At 60.2% G+C, this 23,108-nt stretch carries 27 protein-coding genes and 1 pseudogene; 15 read left to right on the top strand and 13 right to left on the bottom strand.

The window, feature by feature from the left end:
• A pseudogene (locus tag AC4IHP_RS26450) lies at positions 1-273 on the top strand (phage infection protein); the annotation flags it as partial.
• Between the two features lie 74 nt (positions 274-347).
• Here the strand turns inward: AC4IHP_RS26450 and AC4IHP_RS26445 are convergent.
• Positions 348-683 (bottom strand): hypothetical protein, encoded by a 336-nt coding sequence (locus tag AC4IHP_RS26445; protein WP_024013386.1) that lies wholly within the window; start codon positions 681-683, stop codon positions 348-350.
• A 177-nt stretch (positions 684-860) separates the two neighbouring features.
• On the opposite strand from AC4IHP_RS26445, the gene AC4IHP_RS26440 reads away from it, so the two are divergent.
• Positions 861-2,516, top strand: a complete 1,656-nt coding sequence (locus AC4IHP_RS26440) for a sensor domain-containing diguanylate cyclase (RefSeq protein WP_490833145.1) — start codon at positions 861-863, stop codon at positions 2,514-2,516.
• Between the two features lie 180 nt (positions 2,517-2,696).
• Here the strand turns inward: AC4IHP_RS26440 and AC4IHP_RS26435 are convergent, their stop codons facing one another.
• Both AC4IHP_RS26435 and AC4IHP_RS26430 read right to left on the bottom strand, forming a co-directional pair.
• Positions 2,697-3,074: a c-type cytochrome gene (locus AC4IHP_RS26435; RefSeq protein ID WP_460118357.1), complete on the bottom strand. Its 378-nt coding sequence runs from the start codon at positions 3,072-3,074 to the stop codon at positions 2,697-2,699.
• Positions 3,075-3,113: 39 nt separating this feature from the next.
• A complete protein-coding gene (locus AC4IHP_RS26430; protein WP_490833144.1) occupies positions 3,114-4,445 on the bottom strand; it encodes an aminotransferase-like domain-containing protein in 1,332 nt (443 codons plus the stop codon).
• 89 nt (positions 4,446-4,534) lie between these two features.
• Here AC4IHP_RS26430 and AC4IHP_RS26425 point away from each other — a divergent pair, with 89 nt between their 5' ends.
• Positions 4,535-5,428: a DMT family transporter gene (locus tag AC4IHP_RS26425; protein ID WP_490833143.1), complete on the top strand. Its 894-nt coding sequence runs from the start codon at positions 4,535-4,537 to the stop codon at positions 5,426-5,428.
• Between the two features lie 3 nt (positions 5,429-5,431).
• Here the strand turns inward: AC4IHP_RS26425 and AC4IHP_RS26420 are convergent, their stop codons facing one another.
• Positions 5,432-6,247, bottom strand: coding sequence for a cupin domain-containing protein (locus tag AC4IHP_RS26420; RefSeq protein ID WP_490833142.1), 816 nt, complete (start codon positions 6,245-6,247; stop codon positions 5,432-5,434).
• Between the two features lie 131 nt (positions 6,248-6,378).
• Here AC4IHP_RS26420 and AC4IHP_RS26415 point away from each other — a divergent pair, with 131 nt between their 5' ends.
• A complete protein-coding gene (locus tag AC4IHP_RS26415; RefSeq protein WP_490833141.1) occupies positions 6,379-6,897 on the top strand; it encodes a carboxymuconolactone decarboxylase family protein in 519 nt (172 codons plus the stop codon).
• A 186-nt stretch (positions 6,898-7,083) separates the two neighbouring features.
• A complete protein-coding gene (locus tag AC4IHP_RS26410; protein WP_460118347.1) occupies positions 7,084-9,315 on the top strand; it encodes an ATP-binding protein in 2,232 nt (743 codons plus the stop codon).
• Here AC4IHP_RS26410 and AC4IHP_RS26405 read toward each other — a convergent pair.
• The gene (locus AC4IHP_RS26405) at positions 9,283-10,728 is read right to left on the bottom strand and encodes a SulP family inorganic anion transporter (RefSeq protein ID WP_460118345.1); all 1,446 of its coding nucleotides are present in this window, start codon (positions 10,726-10,728) and stop codon (positions 9,283-9,285) included. The genes AC4IHP_RS26410 and AC4IHP_RS26405 overlap by 33 nt on opposite strands.
• 160 nt (positions 10,729-10,888) lie before the next feature.
• Here AC4IHP_RS26405 and AC4IHP_RS26400 point away from each other — a divergent pair, with 160 nt between their 5' ends.
• Complete coding sequence (locus AC4IHP_RS26400) at positions 10,889-11,203, top strand: DUF7693 family protein (RefSeq protein ID WP_460118343.1); 315 nt, start codon at positions 10,889-10,891, stop codon at positions 11,201-11,203.
• 156 nt (positions 11,204-11,359) lie between these two features.
• Here the strand turns inward: AC4IHP_RS26400 and AC4IHP_RS26395 are convergent, their stop codons facing one another.
• Entirely contained in the window at positions 11,360-11,893 is a 534-nt protein-coding gene (locus AC4IHP_RS26395) for a cysteine hydrolase family protein (RefSeq protein ID WP_490833140.1), read from the bottom strand.
• Positions 11,894-11,959: 66 nt separating this feature from the next.
• Positions 11,960-13,687: a gamma-glutamyltransferase gene (gene ggt, locus AC4IHP_RS26390; protein ID WP_490833139.1), complete on the bottom strand. Its 1,728-nt coding sequence runs from the start codon at positions 13,685-13,687 to the stop codon at positions 11,960-11,962.
• Between the two features lie 149 nt (positions 13,688-13,836).
• On the opposite strand from ggt, the gene AC4IHP_RS26385 reads away from it, so the two are divergent.
• Positions 13,837-14,352 (top strand): methylated-DNA--[protein]-cysteine S-methyltransferase, encoded by a 516-nt coding sequence (locus AC4IHP_RS26385; RefSeq protein ID WP_490833138.1) that lies wholly within the window; start codon positions 13,837-13,839, stop codon positions 14,350-14,352.
• Between the two features lies 1 nt (position 14,353).
• Here the strand turns inward: AC4IHP_RS26385 and AC4IHP_RS26380 are convergent, their stop codons facing one another.
• From AC4IHP_RS26380 to AC4IHP_RS26370, 3 genes are all read right to left on the bottom strand, one after another.
• Positions 14,354-14,944 carry an NUDIX domain-containing protein gene (locus AC4IHP_RS26380; RefSeq protein WP_490833137.1) on the bottom strand — a complete coding sequence of 197 codons (591 nt, stop codon included), beginning with the start codon at positions 14,942-14,944 and terminating at the stop codon, positions 14,354-14,356.
• A 99-nt stretch (positions 14,945-15,043) separates the two neighbouring features.
• On the bottom strand, positions 15,044-15,679 hold the full coding sequence (locus AC4IHP_RS26375; RefSeq protein ID WP_490833136.1) for a lytic polysaccharide monooxygenase auxiliary activity family 9 protein: 636 nt from the start codon (positions 15,677-15,679) through the stop codon (positions 15,044-15,046).
• A gap of 207 nt (positions 15,680-15,886) precedes the next feature.
• Positions 15,887-16,327, bottom strand: a complete 441-nt coding sequence (locus AC4IHP_RS26370) for a hemerythrin domain-containing protein (RefSeq protein ID WP_490833135.1) — start codon at positions 16,325-16,327, stop codon at positions 15,887-15,889.
• A 152-nt stretch (positions 16,328-16,479) separates the two neighbouring features.
• Between AC4IHP_RS26370 and AC4IHP_RS26365 the strand changes: the two genes are divergently transcribed.
• Entirely contained in the window at positions 16,480-16,905 is a 426-nt protein-coding gene (locus AC4IHP_RS26365) for a GNAT family N-acetyltransferase (protein WP_490833134.1), read from the top strand.
• Positions 16,906-17,009: 104 nt separating this feature from the next.
• On the opposite strand, the gene AC4IHP_RS26360 is transcribed toward AC4IHP_RS26365, so the two are convergent.
• A complete protein-coding gene (locus AC4IHP_RS26360; RefSeq protein ID WP_490833133.1) occupies positions 17,010-17,360 on the bottom strand; it encodes a hypothetical protein in 351 nt (116 codons plus the stop codon).
• Between the two features lie 133 nt (positions 17,361-17,493).
• Between AC4IHP_RS26360 and AC4IHP_RS26355 the strand changes: the two genes are divergently transcribed.
• From AC4IHP_RS26355 to AC4IHP_RS26325, 7 genes are all read left to right on the top strand, one after another.
• Complete coding sequence (locus tag AC4IHP_RS26355) at positions 17,494-17,823, top strand: DUF6388 family protein (RefSeq protein ID WP_490833132.1); 330 nt, start codon at positions 17,494-17,496, stop codon at positions 17,821-17,823.
• Between the two features lie 162 nt (positions 17,824-17,985).
• Positions 17,986-18,378, top strand: coding sequence for a sulfurtransferase complex subunit TusD (tusD, locus tag AC4IHP_RS26350; RefSeq protein ID WP_490833131.1), 393 nt, complete (start codon positions 17,986-17,988; stop codon positions 18,376-18,378).
• Between the two features lie 2 nt (positions 18,379-18,380).
• Complete coding sequence (gene tusC / locus AC4IHP_RS26345; protein ID WP_460118324.1) at positions 18,381-18,737, top strand: sulfurtransferase complex subunit TusC; 357 nt, start codon at positions 18,381-18,383, stop codon at positions 18,735-18,737.
• Positions 18,737-19,030, top strand: coding sequence for a sulfurtransferase complex subunit TusB (tusB, locus tag AC4IHP_RS26340; RefSeq protein WP_490833130.1), 294 nt, complete (start codon positions 18,737-18,739; stop codon positions 19,028-19,030). Before tusC ends, tusB begins: the two co-directional genes overlap by 1 nt.
• The gene (locus AC4IHP_RS26335; RefSeq protein ID WP_434768511.1) at positions 19,027-19,362 is read left to right on the top strand and encodes a TusE/DsrC/DsvC family sulfur relay protein; all 336 of its coding nucleotides are present in this window, start codon (positions 19,027-19,029) and stop codon (positions 19,360-19,362) included. The genes tusB and AC4IHP_RS26335 overlap by 4 nt, the downstream gene beginning before the upstream one ends.
• Positions 19,359-20,360, top strand: a complete 1,002-nt coding sequence (locus tag AC4IHP_RS26330) for a glycosyl transferase family protein (protein ID WP_460118316.1) — start codon at positions 19,359-19,361, stop codon at positions 20,358-20,360. Before AC4IHP_RS26335 ends, AC4IHP_RS26330 begins: the two co-directional genes overlap by 4 nt.
• A gap of 92 nt (positions 20,361-20,452) precedes the next feature.
• Entirely contained in the window at positions 20,453-21,454 is a 1,002-nt protein-coding gene (locus AC4IHP_RS26325; RefSeq protein ID WP_490833129.1) for a glutathione S-transferase family protein, read from the top strand.
• Positions 21,455-21,517: 63 nt separating this feature from the next.
• Here the strand turns inward: AC4IHP_RS26325 and AC4IHP_RS26320 are convergent, their stop codons facing one another.
• Positions 21,518-21,871, bottom strand: coding sequence for a DUF1428 domain-containing protein (locus AC4IHP_RS26320; protein ID WP_490833128.1), 354 nt, complete (start codon positions 21,869-21,871; stop codon positions 21,518-21,520).
• A 2-nt stretch (positions 21,872-21,873) separates the two neighbouring features.
• On the bottom strand, positions 21,874-22,956 hold the full coding sequence (locus tag AC4IHP_RS26315) for a hypothetical protein (RefSeq protein ID WP_490833127.1): 1,083 nt from the start codon (positions 22,954-22,956) through the stop codon (positions 21,874-21,876).
• Positions 22,957-23,108 lie beyond the last annotated feature (152 nt).

Below are 23,108 nucleotides of genomic sequence, written 5' to 3'. Positions count from 1 at the left end.
GGTGGTTCGGATCGTCTGATCGAACGCCGTGTTGCCGAAGGTGGTTCGGATCGTCTGATCGAACGCCGTGTTGCCGAAGGTGGTTCGGATCGTCTGATCGAACGCCGTGTTGCCGAAGGTGGTTCGGATCGTCTGATCGAACGCCGTGTTGCCGAAGGTGGTTCGGATCGTCTGATCGAACGCCGTGTTGCCGAAGGTGGTTCGGATCGTCTGATCGAACGCCGTGTTGCCGAGGGTGGTTCGGATCGTCTGATCGAACGCCGTGTCGCATGAATCAATCCCATCACCGCAGCACCCATGAAAAAGCCCGGCCTGATCAGCCGGGCTTTTTTGCATTCAGCCGACGCTTATTGCGCGGTTTTCAGCTTGACCACGTCACCGGAGATGGTGGTGGTGTAACCGGTCAGGACCCAGGCCCAGAACCAGTTTTCCTGAACCTGCGTGTTGATCATTGCATCGCCGCCCTTGGCTTGGATGGCCGCGTTTTGCGCGCGCACAAATCGGCTGTTCTGGCGGATCGGGATAATGCCAAACAGCAGCAGGCCGGTGGCCGATGCTTCGCTGTGGCCAACCACGGTGTATTGGTTGCTGTCGTAATGGGCGGTTTTCATCGGGGCGCCGGTGCAACCTGCCAGAACCACACCGAACAGTGCGGCGGCGACTACTTTGCTGAGGTATTTCACAGTAAAACTCCATGGGGGAACGCCCGGGATCCGTCTCTCGGGCGGCGCGCATTCTAACCAAAATGATGGCTCATTAGCATCAATCTTCTTTGCATTTACTTGAGCCCGTTCGCTGGCCCGCCGTCGGCGATGTCGCATACCATGGCGCCACTTCAATAAAGACAGACACCCGCCTCCATGTTCAAAGCCAGTCTGCGTAGCCATCTCACCCTGTGGTTCGGCGGTTTGTCCCTGCTGACGTTATTGAGCGTCGGCTTTTATGTCGGTCACATCGCCACCGAACAGATGAAGCAGGCCAGCGGCAATGCCTTGCTGAACACGGCGCGCTCGACGGCGACGTTGTTGGGTGAGCAACTGCGCGAGCGGCAACTGGAGGTCTATCTGCTAAGTCGCGCGCCGCATCTGGAGCGTGGCGATCTGGACAATCCAGTCATTCTCAAGTCGATGCAATTGCGTACCCAGGCGCGCGCCGAATATGCGTGGATGGGCGTCACCGACGCCGAGGGCAACGTCCGCCAGGCCGTCAACGATTTGCTGGTCGGCCAGTCAGTTCAAAAACGCCCGTGGTTCCAGACTGGCTTGCGCCGCCAGTACACCGGCGATCCCCACGAAGCGGTACTGCTGGCAAAATTGTTGCCTGGCCTGCCCAATGGCGAGCCGCTGCGCTTCATCGATTTCGCCGCACCGATCCATAACGCCGAAGGTCAGGTGATTGGCGTGCTGGGTGCACATGCGCACTGGAGCTGGGTGACCCGCATCGTCGAGTCGGCGGCGTTTTCCCACAAGAACTCGGCGCCGGATATACAGGCACTGATCGTCGACCACGATGGCAAGGTGCTCTACCCCGAAGCGCTGATGGGCCAACAGTTGGCGACCAACGATCCGGTATTGTCGGGCTGGACGGCGGCCAACGGTTACCTGACCAGCATGGTCACCGTGCCGACGCCATCGGGCACGGCGCTGTCGTGGTCGATCGCCATCCGCCAGCCACTGGAGACCGCGCTGCAACCGGCGCGGACGCTGCAATATGAATTGCTGATCCTCGGCGTTTTCGCCGCCATCGTTTTCGGCCTGGTGGCTTATTACCTGGCGCTGTACCTGAGCCGCCCGATCGAACAACTCGCGCACTCGGCCAAACAGGTGCAGAACAACCAGCCCGGCGCGCAGTTCCAGCTCCAGCATCCGGTGCTGGAAATTGCCCAGCTCGGACAGTCCATCGATGCGATGACACAATCGCTGCTCGGCAAGGAGCGCGAACTGCAGGAAGCCAACGCCTCGCTGGAAGCCACCGTGGCGCAACGCACCGCCGCGCTCACCGAGGCCAATGCCGAGCTGCTGAGTCTGGCCACCCACGACGGCTTGACCGGCGTCTACAACCGTCGCCGATTTGACGAAAAAATCACAGAGTACTCGCTGCTGTCGCGGCGCACCGGACGCCCGTTCGCCCTGCTGCTGATCGACGCCGATTACTTCAAACGCATTAATGACAGCCACGGCCATGCGGTCGGCGACGAGGTCCTGCAACAACTGGCAAAGCTGATTCAGGACAGCGTGCGCAGCACCGATTTCGTCGCCCGTTACGGCGGCGAAGAATTCGCCGTACTGCTACCGGAAGTGGCGCAACCCGAGACCCCGGAAGTCGTCGCCGAGAAGATTCGCGCGGCGGTGGCCCAAGCGGAGTTTCCCGGTGTCGGCAACGTTACCGTGAGTATTGGCCTCGGCCTGGCAGATCCGGCAGACAACAACCATACGACGCTGGTCAAACGTGCCGATCAGCAGCTGTATCAGGCGAAGGCTGCGGGGCGCAATCAGGTGGCGTTCCATGCCCGCTGACAGCGGCGTGTATCAACCAGAGACAGGTCGGCCCGCAGGCCGCCATCGCTGGCAAGCCAGCTCCCACAGGGATTGGGTAAAACCGGAAATATGAGTCGTTTGGAGAACCGCTTTCGCGAGCAGGCTCGCTCCCACAGAAAAGCAAAGCAGCGCAGCTGGGCGCGAAAAACCATCGCCCGACTAGGGCTCGGCACTGAACTTCTGCAGATAAGCCAGCAGATTCTCCAACTTCTCCTCATCACTCAGCCCCCAGAAAATCATCCGCGTGCCCGGCACCACCCCTTTCGGATCCTCGAGATACGCCTTGAGCGTCGCCCGATCCCAGGAAATCCCTGAATTCTTCATTGCATCGGAATAAACATAATTGGCCGAAGTCCCGGCCGCCCGGCCAATGACGCCGTTGAGCTGCGGACCAAAGCCCGGTCGGGCCGACTCGCCAACCTGATGGCAACCGCCGCACAGGCGCGGGAAAATTTTCGCCCCGGCCTCTGGATCGCCCTCAGCCTGAGCACTGGCGCTGAAAATCAAGGCGAGAAGCAGTGTTGTGGTGAATTTCATTGAACAGTCCAAACTGGCTTTTCATGGCGTGAGCGCAGTTTACAGATAAGCACCGACAATCGTCCTGACAGTGATCAACGCCTGACGCAACACCAGCAGGTCCACCGACCCGAGAGCCAGACGAATCGCATGGGGCGTATTGGCCGCCAGCGAAAACGGCTCTGCACTGGTGACGGAAATCTGCTGCCGCATAAGCTCGACAACGATCTGATCGGCACGCACGTCTTCGGGCAACGGCAGCCACAGAAAATACGAGGCCGGATGAGCCATGTAGCGCAGCCCTTTCAGCAACTCGGCCGCCAAGGCCTGTCGGGCCATGGCATCGTGGCATTTCTGCTGTTCAAGCAATGTGACTGTACCGTCATCGAGCCAGCCGCAGGCGATGGCGGTCATGACCCCGGGCGTGTTCCACGTCGTTGCGCGGATGATCCGCTCCAGTCCAGGCACCTGAGCGAGTGGCGCCGCAATGAAGCCGACCCGCAAACCAGTGGCGATGTTTTTTGACAGACCCGAAATGTAAAACGTCCGTTCCGGCGCCAGATCGATCAAGGCTCGCGGCGGGCTCTTGACCAGAAACGCGTAGGCCGCGTCTTCAATGATCGTCAGATCATGCCGACGGGCAATCGCGATCAATTGCTCGCGCTGCTCCAGTGGCATGACCCAGCCCAGCGGATTATGCAGTGTCGGCATGCTGTACACGGCGCGCACCGCACGCTGGCGGCAGAGTCGGTCCAGTGCCGGCAAATCCGGGCCATGTTGCGTCATCGGAATCGCCAGCACTTCCAGATGCAGCGCGTCGGCCAGTACCTTGAATCCCGAGTAGGTCAGCGCATCGGCGGCGATCACGTCGCCAGGTTTGAGCAGGGCCATCAGCGTCACCGCCAAACCTTGCTGAGCGCCATTGACGATCAGCACCTGGTCGGCTTCAACCGTCACGCCGCGTGTCGACAAATGTCGCGCCACCGAGGCGCGTTCGTGGGCACGTCCGGCGTGGGGTTGATAGCGCAGCAGTGCTTCGAGATCACCGGACAACGCCAACTGGCGCAACGCCGTGCGCAACAGCTCGGCCTGACCGGGCAACGACGGATAGTTGAAATTCAGGTCGATCATGCCGACCGCCACGTCTTTCTGATCGATGCCCTGCCCCGGCGCCAGCGACGTTTCCCGGACAAACGTGCCACGCCCGGCTTCGCCGCTGACCAGGCCCATCGCTTCGAGCTCGGCGTAAACCCGTGATGCGGTCACCAGCGCCAGTCCTTCCAGCGCGGCCAGTTGCCGATGCGTTGGCAATCGCGTACCCGGCGCCAAACGTCCACCACGAATGTCCGCCGCGTAACGGTCAACCAGGGTCTTGTAACGGGAACGCGGCATGTGGTCTGTATCCATGACAATTTTTTGATTGTGCTGATTCTCAGCCCTAGCATCGCCGCAACACAATCCACATTTTGAGCGCGACCGACATGCACACAACATCGACTGCGGCCAACCCGGTGCTGGAAAAAACCAGCGGCTGGATCAACGGTTTTATCGGCGTGCTGATTTTCAGCGGTTCGCTGCCGGCCACACGCTTGGCGGTGCTGGAATTCGATCCGGTCTTTCTGACCGTGTTGCGAGCAGCGATTGCCGGGGCACTGGCCGTAGCACTTCTGCTGTTGTTCAAGCAGCGGCGACCGTCGCGCCATCAGTGGCTGTCCCTGTTGATAGTGGCGCTGGGCGTGGTTCTGGGATTTCCGCTGTTGACTGCGTTGGCATTGCAGCACGTAACGTCAGCGCATTCGATTGTGTTTGTAGGATTGCTCCCGCTGGCCACGGCGATGTTTGGAGTCTTGCGTGGTGGGGAACGGCCACAACCGGTGTTTTGGATCTTCTCCATCCTGGGCAGTGCGCTGGTGGTGGGCTTCGCCTTGTCTCAAGGGCTGAGCGCGTCGCCGACCGGGGACCTGCTGATGCTCGCGGCGATTCTGGCCTGCGGCCTCGGTTACGCCGAAGGCGCGAAACTGTCACGCAGCCTCGGCGGCTGGCAGGTGATCTGCTGGGCGCTGGTGTTGTCGTTACCGCTGGTGGCGCTGCTGAGCCTGTGGCTGGCGCCCGCCTCGTTTGCCAACATCAGCGTGTCGGCGTGGCTGTGCCTGGGTTACGTGTCGTTGTTCAGCATGCTGATCGGCTTCGTGTTCTGGTACCGAGGCCTCGCTCAGGGCGGGATCGCCGCGGTCGGGCAGTTGCAATTGCTGCAACCGTTTTTCGGTCTGGCGCTGGCCGCGACGTTGCTGCATGAACAGGTCAGTGTCGGCATGCTCGGCGTAACGCTCGGTGTGATTCTTTGCGTGGCAGGGGCGAAGAAATTTGCCAGGTAATGTTCAATGTTCGGCTTTCCATTGCCGAGGACTGAGCCCGGTCTTGCGCCGAAACGCCCGGGCGAGCGCCGACGGACTTTCGTATCCAACCTCCTCGGCAATCAGTGCAATCGGCCGGCCTTCGCGCAGGCGTTTCTGCGCAAGACTGACGCGCCAGCTCAGCAGATAATCGGCCGGCGTCTGCCCGACCACGCGGCGGAACTGCTCGGCGAAACCGGCGCGGGACTGGTTCGCCGCAGTCGCGAGATCGGCCACACTCCACGGCTTGTGCGGTTGCTCGTGAATCAGGTTCAAGGCGCGGGATAAACGTGCGTCAGCCAGCCCGGCCATCATGCCCGGCTGCTGATCGCGACTGCCAATCAGATGGCGCAGCAGCAGAATCACCAGCAATTCGAACAGGCGATCCATCACCGCCACCCGCCCGCAATGGCCTTCAAACGCCTCGCTGAACAACCAGTCAAGGGTGCTGCGCAGTTCCGGGATGTCGGTGAGTTTCAATACCAGATAGTCAGGCAACGCGGCGGCCAGGGCATTGCCCGAACCGCCGTCGAAGGTCAGCGAGGCGCACACCACTTGGCTGGCCATGGCCTCGTCGGCAGACATCCGGTGGGTGAACGGCCGGGGAAAGAAAATCAGCGACGGCTCTTCCAGGCGAATTTCCCGCTCGTTGCCTGGTTTGAGCAGCAACGCCCCGGCTTGCAGAACATGCACATGGCCGACCGGTTCGCCTTCGTGAACGCTCACGCCGCAAAACGCGCCGCTATGGAAGGTCCCGGCGTTCACACCGAAATGACTAAGTAATGTGGAAAGGCGATCCATGGCTGACTCCCGAAGGCATATCTGGACGATCTGCCGCATATCCTCGACGACTTGCCGCCAAAGCGCTACTGACAGCCCCTAAGATCTCTCCATCGCCGCTGCACTTCGCTGCGGAATTTCGGAGAATCACCATGAGCCGCATCCCTGCAATCAGCCTCGACACCGCCACCGATGCTACCCGTCCTGCACTGGAAGGCGTGAAGAAAAAAATCGGCTTCCTGCCCAACGTCTTCACCACCCTCGCCCAGGCACCGGTTGCCCTCGACACTTACCTGCAAGCCTCGGCCATCCTCGGCAAAACCTCGTTGAGCGGCAAAGAAAAAGAAGCCATTTACCTCGCCACTTCGCAGGTCAACGGCTGCGACTACTGCCTGTCCGCACACACTGTGTTCGCTGACAAGGCCGGGCTCTCTGCACAGGACATCGTCGCGGCACGTCATGGCGAACTGAATGCCTACGCCGCCCTCGCCCGCCAACTGACCGAGACCCGTGGTCACTTGAGCGACGAACAACTGGCGGCTGCCCGCGCTGCCGGTATCGATGACCGCAAGATCATCGAAGTGATTGCCCTGGTGGCGGTGCAGACATTGACCAATTACCTGAACAACACTGCGCTGACCGACATTGATTTTCCGACCGTCGAGGCCTGAGCAGTCGCTCACGATCTGAAGATAAAACCGGTGGCGAAAAGACGCTCTTTTCGCCATCGCTGTTTTTTGCTGCCATGATGTACGTCAGAATAATTCGCAGCGCAAACAGTGTCTGGTGCGCTGAAACCAAACACCCTGTGCGAAGGTCTCTGTTCTCAGACAAGTGCCCGGATAGACACGAACCCCATGACAGACTGGTTGCAAGACAAAGGCGAGATGGCCGGGCAGATCCGCCGTCACGACTGGGCGAATTCGCCCCTCGGCCCGTTGGAAAACTGGCCCGATGTACTCAAGACCACTGTCTCGCTCAGTCTCGCGTCGCATTTCCCTCAGGCGATCGTCTGGGGTCCGCAACTGATCACCCTTTATAACGACGCCTTCGTGCCGATTCTCGGCGACAAGCCGCAAGCATTGGGACGACCTTTCAGCGATATCTGGAAGGAAGCCTGGCACGAGATCAGCCCGATCGCCGAAGCGGCGTACGCCGGCCAGGCGACCTACATCGAAAACTTTGCTCTACAGATCGAACGCGGCAAGGGCCCGGAGCAGGCGTTCTTCACTTTCTGTTACAGCCCGATTCGCGACTCCCACGGCAATGTCGTCGGCATGATCGACACCGTCACCGAAACCACCCAGACCGTTTATCTCAATCGACGCCTGGCCGTCCTCGATGCCATTGGCAACGCGGTAACCAACGCCACGGATGCGCAATCGATTTTGGCGGCGAGCACGCGGCTGATGGTCGAGCAACTACGTCTGTCCAATTGCGCCTACGCCGACATGGATGCCGACGAAGATGGTTTCACCATTCGTGGCGATTACGCGGCGCCGGGTTCGCCGAGCATCGTCGGCCATTATCAATTGCGCGATTTCGGTGAGAAGGCAGTGCGTCTGCTACGCGCCGGTGAACCGCTGGTAATTCACGACAACCGCAGCGAGTTGCCGCCGGAGGAATCGGCGACCTTCCAGGGCATAGGCATCACCGCCACCATTTGCGTGCCGCTGATCAAGCAAGGTCGCCTTACCGCGTTAATGGCCATTCACGACAAAGTGCCGCGCATCTGGTCCAGCTTCGAACAGGCCCTGCTCAGCGAAGTCACCGAACGTTGCTGGGCGCATATCGAGCGCGTGCGTGCCGACGCCAATGTCCGCGAAGGCCTGCTGGCGCTCGCTGAACTCAATGCCACACTGGAACAGCGGGTCGAGGAACGCAGCCTGCGTCTGGCTCAAGCCGAATCAGCGTTGCGCCAGTCGCAGAAGCTCGAAGCGATCGGCCAGTTGACCGGCGGCGTTGCCCATGACTTCAACAATCTGCTGACGATCATTCGCTCGTCGGTGGATTTTCTGCGCCAGCCCAACCTGCCGGAAGAACGCCGTCAGCGCTATATGCGTGCGGTGTCCGACACAGTCGAGCGTGCCTCGAAACTGACCAGCCAGTTACTCGCTTTCGCCCGCCGCCAGCCGCTCAATCCGCAAGTGGTCGATGCCGGCGAACGTCTGGCCAATATCGGCGAAATGCTCGAATCGGTTACTGGCGCACAGATACACGTATGCGTTGAACGCCCGGATCACCCCTGCTACATCCGTGTCGACCTCAGTCAGTTCGAAACCGCGCTGATCAACATCGCCCTGAACGCCCGCGACGCAATGGACGGTCAGGGCGAGCTGAAATTGCGCCTGGAGTGCCGCAAACCACTGCCGGCGATTCGCGGCCACGCCGGTTCGAGCAGCCACTTCGTGTCGATTGCCCTGGCCGATACCGGTGCCGGCATCGATGCACACACCCTCGAACATATCTTCGAGCCGTTCTTTACCACCAAAGCAGTCGGCAAGGGCACGGGGCTGGGGCTGTCGCAGGTGTTCGGCTTCGCCAAGCAATCGGGAGGTAACGTCGATGTCTCCAGCGTGCTCGGCCAAGGCACCGAGTTCACCTTGTATCTGCCGGAAGTGCCGGCGGACGAGGCTGAGGTGGATGACACGAAGGACGATGGCGAGGTGCATCAGGCGTGCGAAAAACGCCGGGTGCTGGTCGTCGAGGACAATCTCGATGTCGGCCGTTTCGCCAATCAGATCCTGCAGGATCTGGGCTATGAAACCGCGTGGGCGACCAACGCCGAAGAAGCCCTGCAATTGGCCGGCAGCGATGCCATGGCATTCGACGCGGTGTTCTCCGACGTGGTCATGCCGGGCATCACTGGCGTCGCGCTGGCCAAAGAACTGCGCCAGCGCCGCCCCGATCTGCCAGTGATACTGACTTCCGGCTACAGCGAAGAACTGGCACGCAGCGGTTACGAGGGTTTCGAGTTTCTCGCCAAGCCCTACTCCGCCGAACAGGTCTCGCGGATTCTCGGCAAGACCTGGCTCAAGGACGCAACGCCAGCGGTGTCAGTCGTGATCAACGCCAGCGCGCTTGAGTAACTTCTTGCAGCGTTCCGACAGGTGAAACACCTGTAAATGCTTGCCAGCCTTGGCGTAGCGTTCACGCAGGGTTTTCAATGCGGCAATCGCCGAGTAGTCGACAAAGCTCAGATGGCGGCAGTCGAGAGTGACTCTGGCCGGATCGTTGGCCGGATCGAACTGATTGAGAAACGGCGTGGTCGAGGCGAAGAACAGCGTGCCGTGCAGGCGATAGAGTTTGCTGCCATCGGCCTCCAGATGTTCGTCGGCGTACAGTTCACGCGCCTGCTGCCAGGCAAAATTGAGCGCGGCGATGATGATCCCGCACAGCACCGCCGTGGCCAGATCAGTGAACACGGTGATGGTGGTCACGGCGATGATCACCAGCACATCGTGCGCCGGCACCTTGTTGATCACCCGCAAGGACGCCCAGGCAAAGGTCTGCTGCGACACTACGAACATCACACCCACCAGCGCGGCCAACGGAATTCGCTCGATCAGCGGCGACAGAAACAGAATGAACAACAGGATCAACACGCCAGCGACCACGCCGGACAAACGTCCGCGCCCGCCGGAGCTGAGGTTGATTACCGTCTGGCCGATCATCGCGCAACCACCCATGCCACCGAACGCCCCGGACACCATGTTCGCCGCGCCGAGCGCTACGCACTCGCGATCCGGATAGCCACGGGTCTCGGTGATTTCGTCGGTCAGGTTCAGCGTCAGCAGGGTTTCCAGCAGGCCGACCATCGCCATCAGGATCGCGTACGGGGCGATGATGCGCAGCGTTTCCAGGCTCCATGGAATGTCCGGCACGGCAAAGGTCGGCAGACCGCCAGCAATGTGCGCCATGTCGCCGAGCGTGCGGGTCGGCAGGCCGAACAGGTAGACCAGCAAGCCGACACCGAGGATCGCCACGAGGGCCGGCGGCACCGCCTTGGTCAGGCGCGGCAGGATGTAAACGATGGCCATGGTCAGCAGCACCAACCCGGCCATCAGATACAACGGCGTACCGCTGAGCCAGTGCTCGCCGTTTTTGAAGTGCTCCAGTTGCGCCAGGGCAATGATGATCGCTAGGCCGTTGACGAAACCGAGCATCACCGGATGCGGCACCATGCGCACCAGTTTGCCCAGGCGTAGCAGCCCGAACGCCATCATGATCAGACCGCCGAGCAGCACCGTCGCCAGCAGATATTGCACGCCGTGTTGCACCACCAGCGCGACGATCACCACCGCCATCGAACCCGCCGCGCCGGAGACCATGCCTGGTCGGCCGCCGAACAATGCGGTCAGCGTACAAATGATGAACGCGCCGTACAGCCCCATCAGCGGATTGAGATGCGCCACCAGCGCGAAAGCAATGCATTCGGGCAACAGGGCGAACGAGGTGGTGAGTCCGGCGAGGACATCGGCGCGCAGACGAATCGGTTTCATGGCTTACCTGACTGAGCGGCCGCTGGGCACGGCTGCTGTTTTCGCGAAAAAAGAGGGAGGCGAATGTTACGGAATTGTTCGGCCTCGGGCCAGTGAAACGCTGACATGGGGTGGCGCGGGCCTTATCCTTGCAGGCTTGTCCATCGAATCGAGTCGCAGCATGTCAGCGTTTTTGTCCGCCCGGGATGTGTGTCAGCGTCTGCGCGAAGCTGCGCTGGGCGTGCTTGCGTTCGAAGTCTGCGAGGTAATGTCCGAGTCCGGGCTGATTGCCGTTGATATCGAGGGTTGGCATCTGCTGCTGGACTTCGCCGAGGGGCATTTGCATCACTGTGATTACGCGCGCAACTGCGCCGGGGATGAAGCGACGCTGGACACTTGGCAGCGTTATGGCACGGACCCGGTGAGTCTGCTCAGCACGTGGGAACTGGCACAGATCGAGCGGTTACTGCGTGAGGCGAATCGCGTCCAGACCTAGTGCGTCGTTTCCGACTGCGGTGCTCTCTGATGTTGAGACCGACCAAATCCCTGTGGGAGCGAGCCTGCTCGCGAAGGCGGTATATCAGTCGGTTTGATGTTGGCTGTCACAGCGCTTTCGCGAGCAGGCTCGCTCCCACATGGGTTTTGTGTAAGTTCAGAAGGTGATTTGAGCTGCCGGTTTGATGTCGATTCGTGCCACGGAACTGGTCAGGGCGGCGAAGTCCTTGTTGTGTTGGGCAATGATGTCGTCGGCGCTCATGTGGCCGTTGTCGACCGTCGAATGCGCATCCTGCGCGACGATAACGTCGTAGCCCAGCTTATGTGCACTGCGCACCGTGGCGTTGACGCAGTAATCGGTTTGCAGGCCGCAGATGATCAGGCGTTCGAAGTCCTCGCTGGGCAGCAGCTTGCCGAGATCGGTCTGGTAGAAAGAGTCCCCGGTAGTTTTGCCTACGCGCAAGTCTTTCGTCGAAGTCAGCAGACCGTTAGCCAGTTGCCAACCGTCCGCCCCATGCACGAATGGACCGTCCTTTTCTTCATGCTGAATCAACACTACCGGAACGCCAGCGTCGCGGGCGCGTTGGCTCAGACCATTGATCGTGGTGATCACACGGTCGATTTCAAAACACTGATATTCACCAGCACACAGCGCCTGCTGGACGTCGATGATCAGTAATGCGGTGGTCATGTCGAGCCTTCCTTGATCAATCCTTGAGAATGGGGCGGACCTGCGCCCGCCCCTCTTTTACTCCGCTCAGTAACCCAATGACAAGCCGGTATTGCGCCGTGGATCGTTGGCGCCGTAGAAGCGGTTCTTGCCAATCGGTTTGCCACCCAGTGACGGCGCTCCCACCAGAATCGCGGCGATGTGGTTGGGGTCCTGTGGGCCGGCAAACTTGTGGCCCCAGCTCTCCAGGATCTTTTTCGTATCTGGGCTGGCGGCGAAGTCTTCGAGGTTGGTTTCTTCCGGCATCCATTGCTGGTGGAAGCGCGGCGCGTCGACCGCTTCCTGCAGGCCCATGCCGTAATCGATGACGTTGAGCATGGTCAGCAAGGTTGCGGTGATGATCCGGCTGCCACCCGGCGTGCCGACCACCATCACCACTTTGCCGTCCTTGGTGACGATGGTCGGACTCATCGACGACAGCGGTGCCTTGCCCGGAGCGATGGCGTTGGCCTCGCCTTGAACCAGCCCATACATGTTCGGCACGCCGACTTTGGAGGTGAAATCGTCCATCTCATCGTTGAGGATCACCCCGGTCTTGCTCGCCATGACGCCCGCGCCGAACCAGTCATTAAGGGTGTAAGTCACCGAAACAGCATTGCCCCACTTGTCGACGATCGAATAGTGCGTGGTGTTGCTGCCTTCGTGGGGCGCGACGCCGGGCTTGAGCTCAGCTGAGATGCCGGCCTTTTGCGGCTGGATGGCGTTGCGCAGTTTGGTCGCGTAGTTCTTGTCCAGCAGATGCTCGATCGGATTTTTCACGAAGTCCGGATCGCCAAGGTAGCTGTTGCGATCGACGTACGCGTGGCGCATCGCTTCGATCTGGTAGTGCATGCCCTGAGCGGAATGAAAGCCCAGGTCTTTCATCGGGTAGCCTTCGAGAATATTCATGATCTGGCAGATCACCACCCCACCGGAGCTTGGCGGTGGCGCGGAGACGACGTGATAGCCGCGATAATCGCACTCCACCGGGGCCAATTCGCGAGTCTTGTATTTGTCCAGGTCAGCCTGGGTGATGATGCCTTTGTTGGCCTGACTGGAAGTGACGATGGCATCGGCGACCCAGCCTTTGTAGAAGCCGTCGGCGCCCTTGTCGGAAATTGTCCGCAAGGTTTTCGCCAGATCCTTTTGCACCAGTTTCTGCCCGACCTGCATCGGCTCGCCGTTGCTGAGGAAGATCGAGCCGGAATCGCGCATGTCCTTCTTGAACACATCGGTGGCGTACTCCAGCAGTTCGACATCGCCCTGCTGCAACTCGAAACCGTCTTCGGCCAGTTTGATCGCCGGGGCAATCATGTCCTTACGCTGCTTGGTGCCGTATTTGCTCAGCGCCAGCTCCATGCCGGACACGGTGCCCGGCACGCCGACAGCCAGGTGGCCGCGCGTGCTGAGGTCCGGAACGACGTTGCCGTCCTTGTCCAGATACATGTTCGCCGTCGCCGCCAGCGGGGCTTTCTCACGGAAATCGAGAAAGGTCTTGCGCCCGTCTGCCAGTTGAATGGTCATGAACCCGCCACCGCCAAGGTTGCCCGCGGCCGGGTAGACCACCGCCAGCGCATAGCCCACGGCCACTGCCGCATCCACGGCATTGCCGCCGTTTTTCAAAACGTCGACGCCGACATGGGTCGCCAGATGTTGCGCGGTGACCACCATGCCGTTTTCCGCCGCAACCGGCGCCACGGATGCCGCGTGCGCCATGAGACAGCTGAGCGCCAGGGAGGTCGCAATGAGCGATCTGGCCAAAGGTTCGTACTTCATGAGTCGATCTCTTTTTGTTTTTGGGGACTGCGCCAAACGCAGGGCAACGCTTCAGAAGCAACAAGCAGTATGGTCGGCTTTGCGTATTGCGCCTCCCCGTTCACCCAGTATGCTGGGCCGAGTTACTGCCCTGCTCTGGAGTCGCCATCATGTCTTACACGTTCATCACCCTGCCCTCGCCGGTCGGTGAGTTGAAGCTGGTCGCGAACGGCAGCCGACTCGCGGCCATCCTCTGGGAAAACGACAAACCGAACCGGGTGCGGCTGGGACCCATGAGCGAAGCGCCGGACAACCCGATCCTCATGCAGACCGCGCGGCAACTCGAAGAGTATTTCGCCGGCACGCGGAATCGCTTCGATGTCGAGCTGGAATTTGTCGGCAGCGAATTCCAGAAGAAAGTCTGGGCGGCACTGCTGACTATTCCGTTTGGCGAGACGCGCACCTACAGCCAGATAGCGCTGCAGATCGGCCATCCGGCGGCGGTTCGAGCGGTCGGCGCCGCCAACGGGCGCAACCCGATATCCATTGTTGCGCCGTGTCATCGAGTGATCGGCGCTTCTGGAAAACTGACGGGTTTCGCCGGTGGGCTGGAGGCTAAAGAGCGGTTACTGATGCTTGAGGGCGGCCAATGGTCAACGTTCGGCAAAACAGGCGAGCTGTTCTGACTCAGGCGCCGAACAGGTTATTCATCGCTGCGTACTGCAACAACATGATGGTCTTCGCATCGCAGATCTCGCCGCGCTGAAACGCCGCCAGCGCCTCGTCGAATCCCCACTCGAGCACTTCCAGTTCTTCGGTTTCCTCTTCCAGGCCGCCACCGTCGCTGACCTTGGAGGCGGCATCGTATTCAGCGATAAAAAAGTGCAACTTCTCGGTCACTGAACCGGGGCTCATGAACGCCTCGAATACTTTCTTCACGTCATGCACGCGGTAACCGGTTTCCTCCTCGGCTTCGTCACGAATACGCTGCTCAGGCGCGGCACCCTCCAGCAACCCTGCTGCCACCTCGATCAGCAACCCATCGTGACCATTGACGAATACCGGCAAGCGGAACTGACGGGTCAACACCACGGTGCGTTTCTCGCGGTTGAACAGCAAAATCGCCGCGCCATTTCCCCGGTCGTAGACCTCGCGGGTCTGACGTTGCCACTCGCCATTGTTGCGGTGGTAATCGAAGGTGATTTTCTTCAGCAGATACCAGTCGTGGGACAACACCTGAGTGTCGACGATGTTGACCCGTTCGGCTGTGTTGGACATCGCGTCTGATCCTGTCTTCATGAGTGGACGGCCATGGTCGAACAATTGCGCTGACAAAAAAAGCCCGGCAGCGCTACCGGGCTCGTTCAGCCACCGCTGTTACTGGAAGTCGACGTCGAAGGCCTGGTAGAAAGCGTTGCCGGTGTTGGCAACGATCCACATCAGCACAATGACATGGTGGCCCTTCTTGTTCGCCGGCAGCTGCACTTGGTGATCGACCTTCGCCTTCAGTTCACCGGCATGGCTGTAATACGGCACTTGCGGGTAGAAATCCTCGAAGAAAGGCTGAGTTTCCAGTTGCGCACGGCTGATGCGTTGCTGTGGATCCCAACCGTCCTTGGTGATCAGCCAGCGATAACCACGGGTGGTGTGCGGCGCTGTGTAGGCCCATGTGACTTTGAGAATCTGCCCCGGATCGACATTGAGCAGCGGCCAACTGAAGGCACGGCCGAGCTTATTGCTCATCTCGTCATTGGTGTAGTTCACGCAATCGCGGGCATCGGTCTTGCCGCCACTGAGAATGTAACCGTCGGCCGGCGGCGCGACGCTGGCGGAGTCTGTTTCAAAGGGTGACGGAAACGGTCCGGCTTCCATGGCCGGAAAGTTCTTGCCACCTTCCATTTCATTGACTTGCCAGGCGCCGAGCAAGCCGAGGTCGATGGCGACCGCGCCGCGACTTGCTGGCGAGATGACGCGACCGTGTTTCAGTTGGGTTTGTGCTGTTGCCTGATTCATGTTTTTCACTCCGTTGATTTGAGAACCCTCCTTCCCGAGGAGAGGCCTTCAAGCTAACGGAGGTGAATTTTTTGTCCATCGGCGCTTTTGTCGCAATGCGACTGTGCAGAAAATAGAAAACCCGAAAATACTGGATGGATAACCAGCTCAAGTCGACACGTCGCACTCAACGTGTAGCTGAACACCTACACGCCGAGTCGCTTTTGGTCATTCAGACAGTTGCGCCTGATACTCCTTTTCGTACTGCCCGGCGAGTTGCGCCTTCTGTTTATCGTCGAGCAGCTTGCCGGCCATTTGGAAGAACTTGTGCTCTTCTTCCTCGAGGTGGTGATGAACCTTGTCGGAAAGCTTCTTGGCCGTGGCCAGCCACGCCGGACTGGACATTTCGGTCTCGTCGAGTTCTTCCATCATCTCGTCCATTTCATGGTGCTCGGCGATGGCGTGGCGGCTCAGGTCCACGCCTTCGTCAATTTCCATCAACGGGATATAGAAGTGCCGCTCTTCGGCGGTTTCGTGCGCTTGCAGTTCGGCTTTCAGCTGTTTGTAAGCCTCGACCCGCTCAGGGCTGTCGCCGCTGGTCGCGATCAGAGCTTTGGCATAAGTGCGCTGGCGCTCGTGGCTTTCGCGCAGGGCTTCAAAAATATTCACGGGATGTCCTCATCAATCGCGCTCAGGGAAAGACGCGATAAAAGCCTAGACCGCAGCGCTGGTTTGGCGGTTCCGCTTGTTTGATCGATGGGCTTGGAGACGCTTGCCCGGACGGGTTAGGCTGGGCGTTCAATTACACAAGGAAGTCATGCATGAACTTGCGTATCGAGTTGACGCAGAGCCCTACCGAGGAACAGCGCGCAGCGATTCTTGCGCCTTTGCGTGCACACAACGTTGCCAAGGCCGGGCCATCCACGTGGGAGCCGATTGCCTTGCTGGTGCGTAACGAAAACGACGAGATCCTCGGTGGCCTGTATGGCCACACGTTCTACCGCTGGTTGTTCATTGAATTGCTCGCGGTCCCGGAGCAAGGCCGTGGTCAGGGTATCGGCACAAAGCTGATGCGCATGGCCGAGGACTTTGCCCGGGAGCAAGATTGCGTGGGCATTTGGCTCGACACCTTTTCTTTCCAGGCCCCGGAGTTTTACAGAAAGGTCGGATACAGCGAATGCGGCGAGATTGTCGATTATCCGCTGGGGCACAAGCGGCATTTTTTCCAGAAGCGGCTGATCGATTGACTGTGTCGCCCTTTTGCGCGAGCAGGCTCGCTCCCAAACTGGAAAGCATTTCAATCTGTGGGAGCGAGCCTGCTCGCGAAAGCGTGAGCCGCCTCGACACACAATCAGAGGCAGGTCGCCATCGCCGCCATCCGCCGCATCGCGACAAAATCACTCTGCTGTGCGTAGTAATTCAAAGTCGTACCCGAGGCTTCGGTAATCACATCGACAAACGACTCTGCCGAACGCGTGTAAACCGTAGTGCCACCGGACTTGCGTAGTTCCAGATAGGCCGCCGCGTCGACGCCGAACACCGCTTCGTCCTGCCAGGCAAATTGCACGCACCGGGCGACGTCTTTCTCGGGCTTGTCCGAGGTCAGGACCTTGTCCGGGCTCTTGGTGCGAGCATCGTTCATCACCGAACCGGCGCACCCGGCCAACAGGGCCGCCGCCAGCGCTACCATCAGCATTCGCATTACATTCGCTCATTGAGAAAAAAGCGGACTGTAGCACTGCAACGTGGCAAATCGTTCTGCTTTACTGTTTTTATGCGCGACACGCGCGAGCAGCTGCGGCACCCTGAGATCTTCAGCCACACAAGGAAATTACATGGCGCCTAGCGACCAGCGACATGAACAGGCTCTGACACTGTTTCTCGATGCGCGACCCGAACTGCGTGAAACCCTCGATCATCTCAACCCGCTGCTGGCTCAGGCCAAGGGCGAAACCCAGGCGCAGTATCGCGAAGAACGCCTGCATGAAGCGTTCGAGGCCGAGGCGGAAAGCCAGGGATTATTTGCCTGGGAACTGACGCTGCAATTGACCGCTGACTCGCCCGAGGACTACCAGGCGCAACGACTGGAGGTGCATCGGGAGGTGGCGGAGATGGCCGGAATGGACTGGGTCGAGTATTGCGATCTCTACGGCATTACCCCGTAATCGATGGAGCTGCCGAAGGCTGCGATCTTTTGATTTTGCTCTTCAAGATCAAAAGATCGCAGCCTTCGGCAGCTCCTACAAAGGAATCTGCGTAAAACTGGGGTTTCGCGGCTGCCGCAATAAAGCTTTATCATGGCCGCAGTTTCGCTGATCGAGTCCATCATGAAGTTCGCCATTGCGCTGTTTTCCGCCGCCCATGCGCCCTCCTCGCGTCGTGCCCTGCTGTTTGCCCAGGCCGCGCTGGCCGGCGGACATGAGATCGTCCGGCTGTTCTTCTATCAGGACGGCGTGTTCAACGCTTCCGATGCGCTGGTGACGCCGCAGGATGAACTGGACTTGCCCAGGCTATGGCGCGCCTTTATCAATGAAGAGCAACTCGACGGCGTGGTCTGCATCGCCGCCGCGTTGCGCCGTGGTGTGTTGAACGACGAAGAAGCCAAACGTTACCAGCGTCAAGCGACTTCGCTGAGCGCGCCGTGGGAGTTGTCCGGTCTGGGTCAATTGCACGACGCCGTGCAGGACGCTGACCGCCTGATCTGTTTCGGAGGCGCGTGAACATGGCCAAATCGCTATTGATCATCAGCCGCCAATCGCCTTGGTCCGGCCCCGGCGCGCGGGAAGCGCTGGATATCGTGCTCGCCGGTGGCGCCTTTGATCTGCCGATCGGTTTGCTGTTTCTCGATGACGGCGTGCTGCAACTGGCCGCCGGCCAGAACGCCAAGGCCGTGCAGCAGAAAGACCTCAGCGCCAATCTGCAGGCGCTGCCGATGTTTGGTGTCGAAGAGCTGTTCTATTGCGCCGAAAGCGCCAGCAATCGCGGTCTTGGCAAACTGTCGCTGGAAGAAGCGCAGCCGCTTGCCGCTGAACACATCACCGCCCTTATTGACCGTTACGATCAGGTGATCACCCTCTGATGTCGACTTTGCATGTGTTGTCTCACTCCCCGTTCGGCGACGATCGCCTGAGCAGTTGCCTGCGCCTGCTCGGCAGCGCCGATGCCGTGTTGTTATCCGGCGATGCGGTGTATGCGCTGCAACCGGGCACTGTGGCGTTTTCTGCTCTGCAAGAGCGAACCATCAAGCTGTTTGTATTGATTGAAGACGCACAAGCGCGAGCGATCGAAATTCCGGACTGGGCCGAAGCCATCGATTACCCGGGCTTCGTCGAGCTGTCGATCCGTCACGCCAAGGTCAACAGCTGGCTATGAATTCCCTGACCGTCGGCGCCCGCGCCATCGAACTGGACAAGGACGGCTTCCTCGTTGACCTCAGCGACTGGTCAGCCGAAGTCGCCAGCGCCCTCGCCGCCGCCGAGGACATCGAGTTGACCCCCGCACACTGGGAGGTTCTCGAGCTGCTGCGCAGTTTCTATGCCGAGTTCCAGCTATCGCCGGCCACGCGGCCGCTGATCAAGTACACCGCGCTGAAACTCGGCGCCGACAAAGGCAATAGCCTGCACCTGAACCGACTGTTCAAAGGCACCCCTGCCAAACTCGCCGCGAAACTGGCGGGCCTGCCCAAACCGACGAATTGCCTATGAACGACTTTCCAGCATTGACCCTCGAAACGCCTGCCGAACATCCGTTCGCACAATTCGTGCGCATTCTCGGCAAAGGCAAGCGCGGCGCCCGCGACCTGACGCGCGAGGAAGCCCGCGAGGCCATGGGCATGGTGCTCGACGACAAGGTCGAAGATACGCAACTCGGTGCCTTCCTGATGTTGCTGCGGCACAAGGAAGAAAGCGCCGAGGAAATGGCCGGGTTCACCGAAGCCCTGCGCGAGCGCTTGCAGGCGCCGGCATTGAATGTCGACCTGGACTGGCCGACCTACGCTGGCAAAAAACGCCATCTGCCGTGGTACCTGCTGGCAGCCAAGTGCCTGGCGCAGAACGGCGTGCGCATCTTCATGCATGGCGGCGGCGCGCACACGGCCGGGCGCCTGTACAGCGAACAATTGCTGGGCGAATTGAACATTCCCCTGTGCCGCACCTGGCAGCAAGTGGGCACGGCGCTGGACAACGGCGGCCTGGCCTTTATGCCATTGGTGGACTGGGCGCCGCAGTTGCAGAAGATGATCGACCTGCGCAACACCCTGGGCCTGCGTTCGCCCATCCACTCGCTGGCGCGGATTCTCAATCCGCTCGGGGCACGTTGTGGCCTGCAGAGCATTTTCCATCCGGGCTATCAGGCGGTACATCGCGATGCCAGCGGCTTGCTCGGCGATACGGCGATTGTGGTCAAGGGTGATGGCGGTGAAATCGAGATCAACCCGGACGCCACCAGTCATCTCTATGGCACCAGCGGCGGTCAGAGCTGGGATGAAGAATGGCCACAGCTGTCAGCGCAGCGCCACGTCAAACCGGCCGCGCTGGACATCGAACACTTGAAAGCGGTATGGCGTGGCGACGTGGTCGACAGTTACCCGCAAATGGCCTTGATTGCGACCATGGCCCTTGCCCTGCGTGGCCTTGGTCAAGATCGCGAGCAAGCCTTCGCCACGGCCGAGCAGTATTGGGCAGCACGAAACACATCGATCTAACCGATCATTAGCGCCCGATCTTTGCGCTTTTTGTTCGAACTCATCGGAATAGACTCGACTCCAACGAATATTGGTTTTCAGGAGTCTTGATCATGGGTTTACTCGTCGATGGCCACTGGCAGGACAAGTGGTACGAAAGCAGCAAGGACGGCGCGTTCCAGCGCGAACAAGCGCAACGCCGCAACTGGGTGACCGCCGATGGTCAGGCAGGCCCTAGCGGCGATGGCGGTTTCGCCGCCGAAGCCGGGCGCTATCACCTTTATGTTTCCCTTGCCTGCCCTTGGGCGCATCGCACGCTGATCCTGCGCAAACTCAAAGGGCTGGAAGGTCTGATCGACGTTTCGGTCGTCAGTTGGCTGATGCTGGAAAACGGCTGGACCTTCGACAAAGCGCTAGGCTCGACGGGCGACAAGCTCGACGGCTTCGATTTCATGCACCAGCGCTACACCGCCGACACCCCTGATTACACCGGTCGCGTGACAGTGCCAGTGCTGTGGGACAAGAAACTCAAACGCATCGTCAGCAATGAATCGGCGGAAATCATCCGCATGTTCAACAGCGCCTTCGACGGCATCACTGGTAACGATCTGGACTTTTACCCGGCGCCGCTACGCAACGAAATCGATGCGCTGAACGAGCGTATCTATCCGGCGGTGAACAACGGTGTCTATCGTGCCGGGTTCGCCACGTCCCAGCAGGCCTACGAACAGGCATTCGATGAAGTATTCGCCGAACTGGATCATCTGGAGCAACTGCTGGGCGCCAATCGCTACCTGAGCGGGGAATACCTGACCGAGGCCGATGTGCGCCTGTTCACCACGATGATTCGCTTTGACGCCGTGTACCACGGGCACTTCAAGTGCAACCTGCGGCGGATTGCCGACTACCCGAACCTGTCGAACTGGCTGCGCGAGATGTATCAGTGGCCGGGCATCGCCGAGACGGTGGATTTCCAGCACATCAAGCATCACTATTACGGCAGCCACAAGACCATCAACCCGACCGGCGTGGTGCCGAAGGGGCCGGAGCAGGATTTCACCGTGGCGCATGACCGGTCGCGTTTGAGCGGCAAAGGCGTCTGGCGTCGAGGTTGATCGTCGACGAGCCGCTGTGGCGCGTGCTGCAATTGCACGCGGCCACGGGCGTTCGCAATGCCATCAGGATTCAGAGAGCGTCTTGAAACCGCCGAAAATCATTCGTTGGCCATCAAAGCCCATCGGATTGACGTCGGGGTGCATGCGCGGGTCTTCCATCATTTTCGCCATACCGGCGTCGCGGGTCGCCTTGTTTGGCCAGATCAGCCAGCCGGACGACACGGTTTCACCGTCCTTGAGTCTGACCGCCAGTGGAAACGACGTGAGTTTGCCCTCGGGTACGTCGTCACCCCAGCACTGGACGACATCCACGGCGCCATATTCCTTGAACAGCCTGGCGGCGATCTCACAGTGTTTTTTGTACTGCTCATGATTGGCGTCAGGCACCGGCGCCACGAAGATATCGATGTAAGCCATGTTCATTCTCCTTGCAGGTTGGGTTCGATCTGCTGACTGGTCGATTGCGGCGGGCGCCATTCGACGCGATTGTCATCCAGCCCGACGGGCGGCTCTGCGCCAGCGCTCAAATTGCCCTCGACCTGCCCGGCCATGTGCAACGTGCCCGCCATCACCCCTGTAGTCGGGTTTTGCAGCAACTTCTGCCAGGCTTTGTCGAACGTATTACCGAGGCTGCTGCGGATCAGTGCTTCGCTGTCCGGACGGTCGTTGGCCTGGATGATCGCGCGGATGCCGGCCACGCCGACCGAAATCATCGCCCCGGCCAGTTTCCCGGCTGCTGCCGCCACCGCACTGGCGGCGCCACGCGGGGCCATTTCCGCTTCGATGCGCTGGCTGGCGCGCTTGGCCACCGGGGCCATCGCCGCGTCGGTGGATGAGATGCCTTTGGCGCCGCCGTCGGTGTGGATCTTGTCGATCAGCGCGGCGTACGCCGGCAGAGTGTTCAGCGGTTCGGTACTGATGACCTTGAACAACGAAGCATCCCGTGCCGGCGGCGGGCCAAGGGCGATGGCCGGGATCTTCTGCAAGCGACCGTTGAGCTGTGCGATCGGCACGCCGTGGCGCTGGGCGATGAGCGGCATCTGCTGCGCCATCAATTGGGCGTAGAACGCCGTGGCCTGCGCCAGGATCGCGTCCGGATCGATCTCCACGGCGACCGGCGCGAGGACTTTTTCCTGATATTGCTCAAGCAGATACGCCGCCAGCCGTTTCGCCGAAGCGTCCTGCTCGCCGCCGGCACTGATCGTGTACCAACTGACCTTCATTGACAGCCATTCCTGAGTCCAATAGCTGCTGAACCAAGGGATGAAATTTTCTTCAGTTTGCTGATAGATCCGCGTGCGCCAATGTTCCATCGAGCCACGGGCGAACAGCTTGACCTGCTCGGTGGCCTGCTGCGAGGCGCTGATGATTTCGCGGTCGATCTGCTGCCAGGTTTGCGCCGACACCACCACCGCCTGTGGCGCACTCACCGGTGCCCGGGCCGAGGTGGCGCAGCCGGCCAGCAGAAACAGTGCGGCGACGACCAGCGCACGCGGGTTCACGGTGGTGGTGTCCTTTGGCTTGGGGAGGTGCTGGTTTGAGTATAGGCAGGTGACTGCTTGGCTGATGATCAATGTGGGAGCGGGCTTGCTCGCGAAAGCAGTGCACCAGTCACCAGATGTATCGACTGACACACCGCTTTCGCGGGCAAGCC

This window comes from Pseudomonas sp. UF-293, from assembly GCF_058245595.1.
Note: the sequence above shows the minus strand (reverse complement) of the source record. Positions and strands in the feature narration are given on the sequence as shown.

What these genes read in the sequence shown, in the direction of transcription:
- AC4IHP_RS26400 (WP_460118343.1), top strand. Translation starts at nt 10,889, where the DNA reads ATGTCAGCGTTTTTGTCCGCCCGGGATGTGTGTCAGCGTCTGCGCGAA.
- AC4IHP_RS26395 (WP_490833140.1), bottom strand. Translation starts at nt 11,893, where the DNA reads ATGACCACCGCATTACTGATCATCGACGTCCAGCAGGCGCTGTGTGCT.
- AC4IHP_RS26385 (WP_490833138.1), top strand. Translation starts at nt 13,837, where the DNA reads ATGTCTTACACGTTCATCACCCTGCCCTCGCCGGTCGGTGAGTTGAAG.
- AC4IHP_RS26420 (WP_490833142.1), bottom strand. Translation starts at nt 6,247, where the DNA reads ATGGATCGCCTTTCCACATTACTTAGTCATTTCGGTGTGAACGCCGGG.
- AC4IHP_RS26375 (WP_490833136.1), bottom strand. Translation starts at nt 15,679, where the DNA reads ATGAATCAGGCAACAGCACAAACCCAACTGAAACACGGTCGCGTCATC.
- tusB (WP_490833130.1), top strand. Translation starts at nt 18,737, where the DNA reads ATGTCGACTTTGCATGTGTTGTCTCACTCCCCGTTCGGCGACGATCGC.
- AC4IHP_RS26415 (WP_490833141.1), top strand. Translation starts at nt 6,379, where the DNA reads ATGAGCCGCATCCCTGCAATCAGCCTCGACACCGCCACCGATGCTACC.
- AC4IHP_RS26355 (WP_490833132.1), top strand. Translation starts at nt 17,494, where the DNA reads ATGGCGCCTAGCGACCAGCGACATGAACAGGCTCTGACACTGTTTCTC.
- AC4IHP_RS26360 (WP_490833133.1), bottom strand. Translation starts at nt 17,360, where the DNA reads ATGCGAATGCTGATGGTAGCGCTGGCGGCGGCCCTGTTGGCCGGGTGC.
- AC4IHP_RS26320 (WP_490833128.1), bottom strand. Translation starts at nt 21,871, where the DNA reads ATGGCTTACATCGATATCTTCGTGGCGCCGGTGCCTGACGCCAATCAT.
- AC4IHP_RS26380 (WP_490833137.1), bottom strand. Translation starts at nt 14,944, where the DNA reads ATGTCCAACACAGCCGAACGGGTCAACATCGTCGACACTCAGGTGTTG.
- AC4IHP_RS26365 (WP_490833134.1), top strand. Translation starts at nt 16,480, where the DNA reads ATGAACTTGCGTATCGAGTTGACGCAGAGCCCTACCGAGGAACAGCGC.
- tusC (WP_460118324.1), top strand. Translation starts at nt 18,381, where the DNA reads ATGGCCAAATCGCTATTGATCATCAGCCGCCAATCGCCTTGGTCCGGC.
- ggt (WP_490833139.1), bottom strand. Translation starts at nt 13,687, where the DNA reads ATGAAGTACGAACCTTTGGCCAGATCGCTCATTGCGACCTCCCTGGCG.
- AC4IHP_RS26405 (WP_460118345.1), bottom strand. Translation starts at nt 10,728, where the DNA reads ATGAAACCGATTCGTCTGCGCGCCGATGTCCTCGCCGGACTCACCACC.
- AC4IHP_RS26335 (WP_434768511.1), top strand. Translation starts at nt 19,027, where the DNA reads ATGAATTCCCTGACCGTCGGCGCCCGCGCCATCGAACTGGACAAGGAC.
- AC4IHP_RS26440 (WP_490833145.1), top strand. Translation starts at nt 861, where the DNA reads ATGTTCAAAGCCAGTCTGCGTAGCCATCTCACCCTGTGGTTCGGCGGT.
- AC4IHP_RS26410 (WP_460118347.1), top strand. Translation starts at nt 7,084, where the DNA reads ATGACAGACTGGTTGCAAGACAAAGGCGAGATGGCCGGGCAGATCCGC.
- AC4IHP_RS26430 (WP_490833144.1), bottom strand. Translation starts at nt 4,445, where the DNA reads ATGCCGCGTTCCCGTTACAAGACCCTGGTTGACCGTTACGCGGCGGAC.
- AC4IHP_RS26435 (WP_460118357.1), bottom strand. Translation starts at nt 3,074, where the DNA reads ATGAAATTCACCACAACACTGCTTCTCGCCTTGATTTTCAGCGCCAGT.
- AC4IHP_RS26325 (WP_490833129.1), top strand. Translation starts at nt 20,453, where the DNA reads ATGGGTTTACTCGTCGATGGCCACTGGCAGGACAAGTGGTACGAAAGC.
- AC4IHP_RS26330 (WP_460118316.1), top strand. Translation starts at nt 19,359, where the DNA reads ATGAACGACTTTCCAGCATTGACCCTCGAAACGCCTGCCGAACATCCG.
- tusD (WP_490833131.1), top strand. Translation starts at nt 17,986, where the DNA reads ATGAAGTTCGCCATTGCGCTGTTTTCCGCCGCCCATGCGCCCTCCTCG.
- AC4IHP_RS26425 (WP_490833143.1), top strand. Translation starts at nt 4,535, where the DNA reads ATGCACACAACATCGACTGCGGCCAACCCGGTGCTGGAAAAAACCAGC.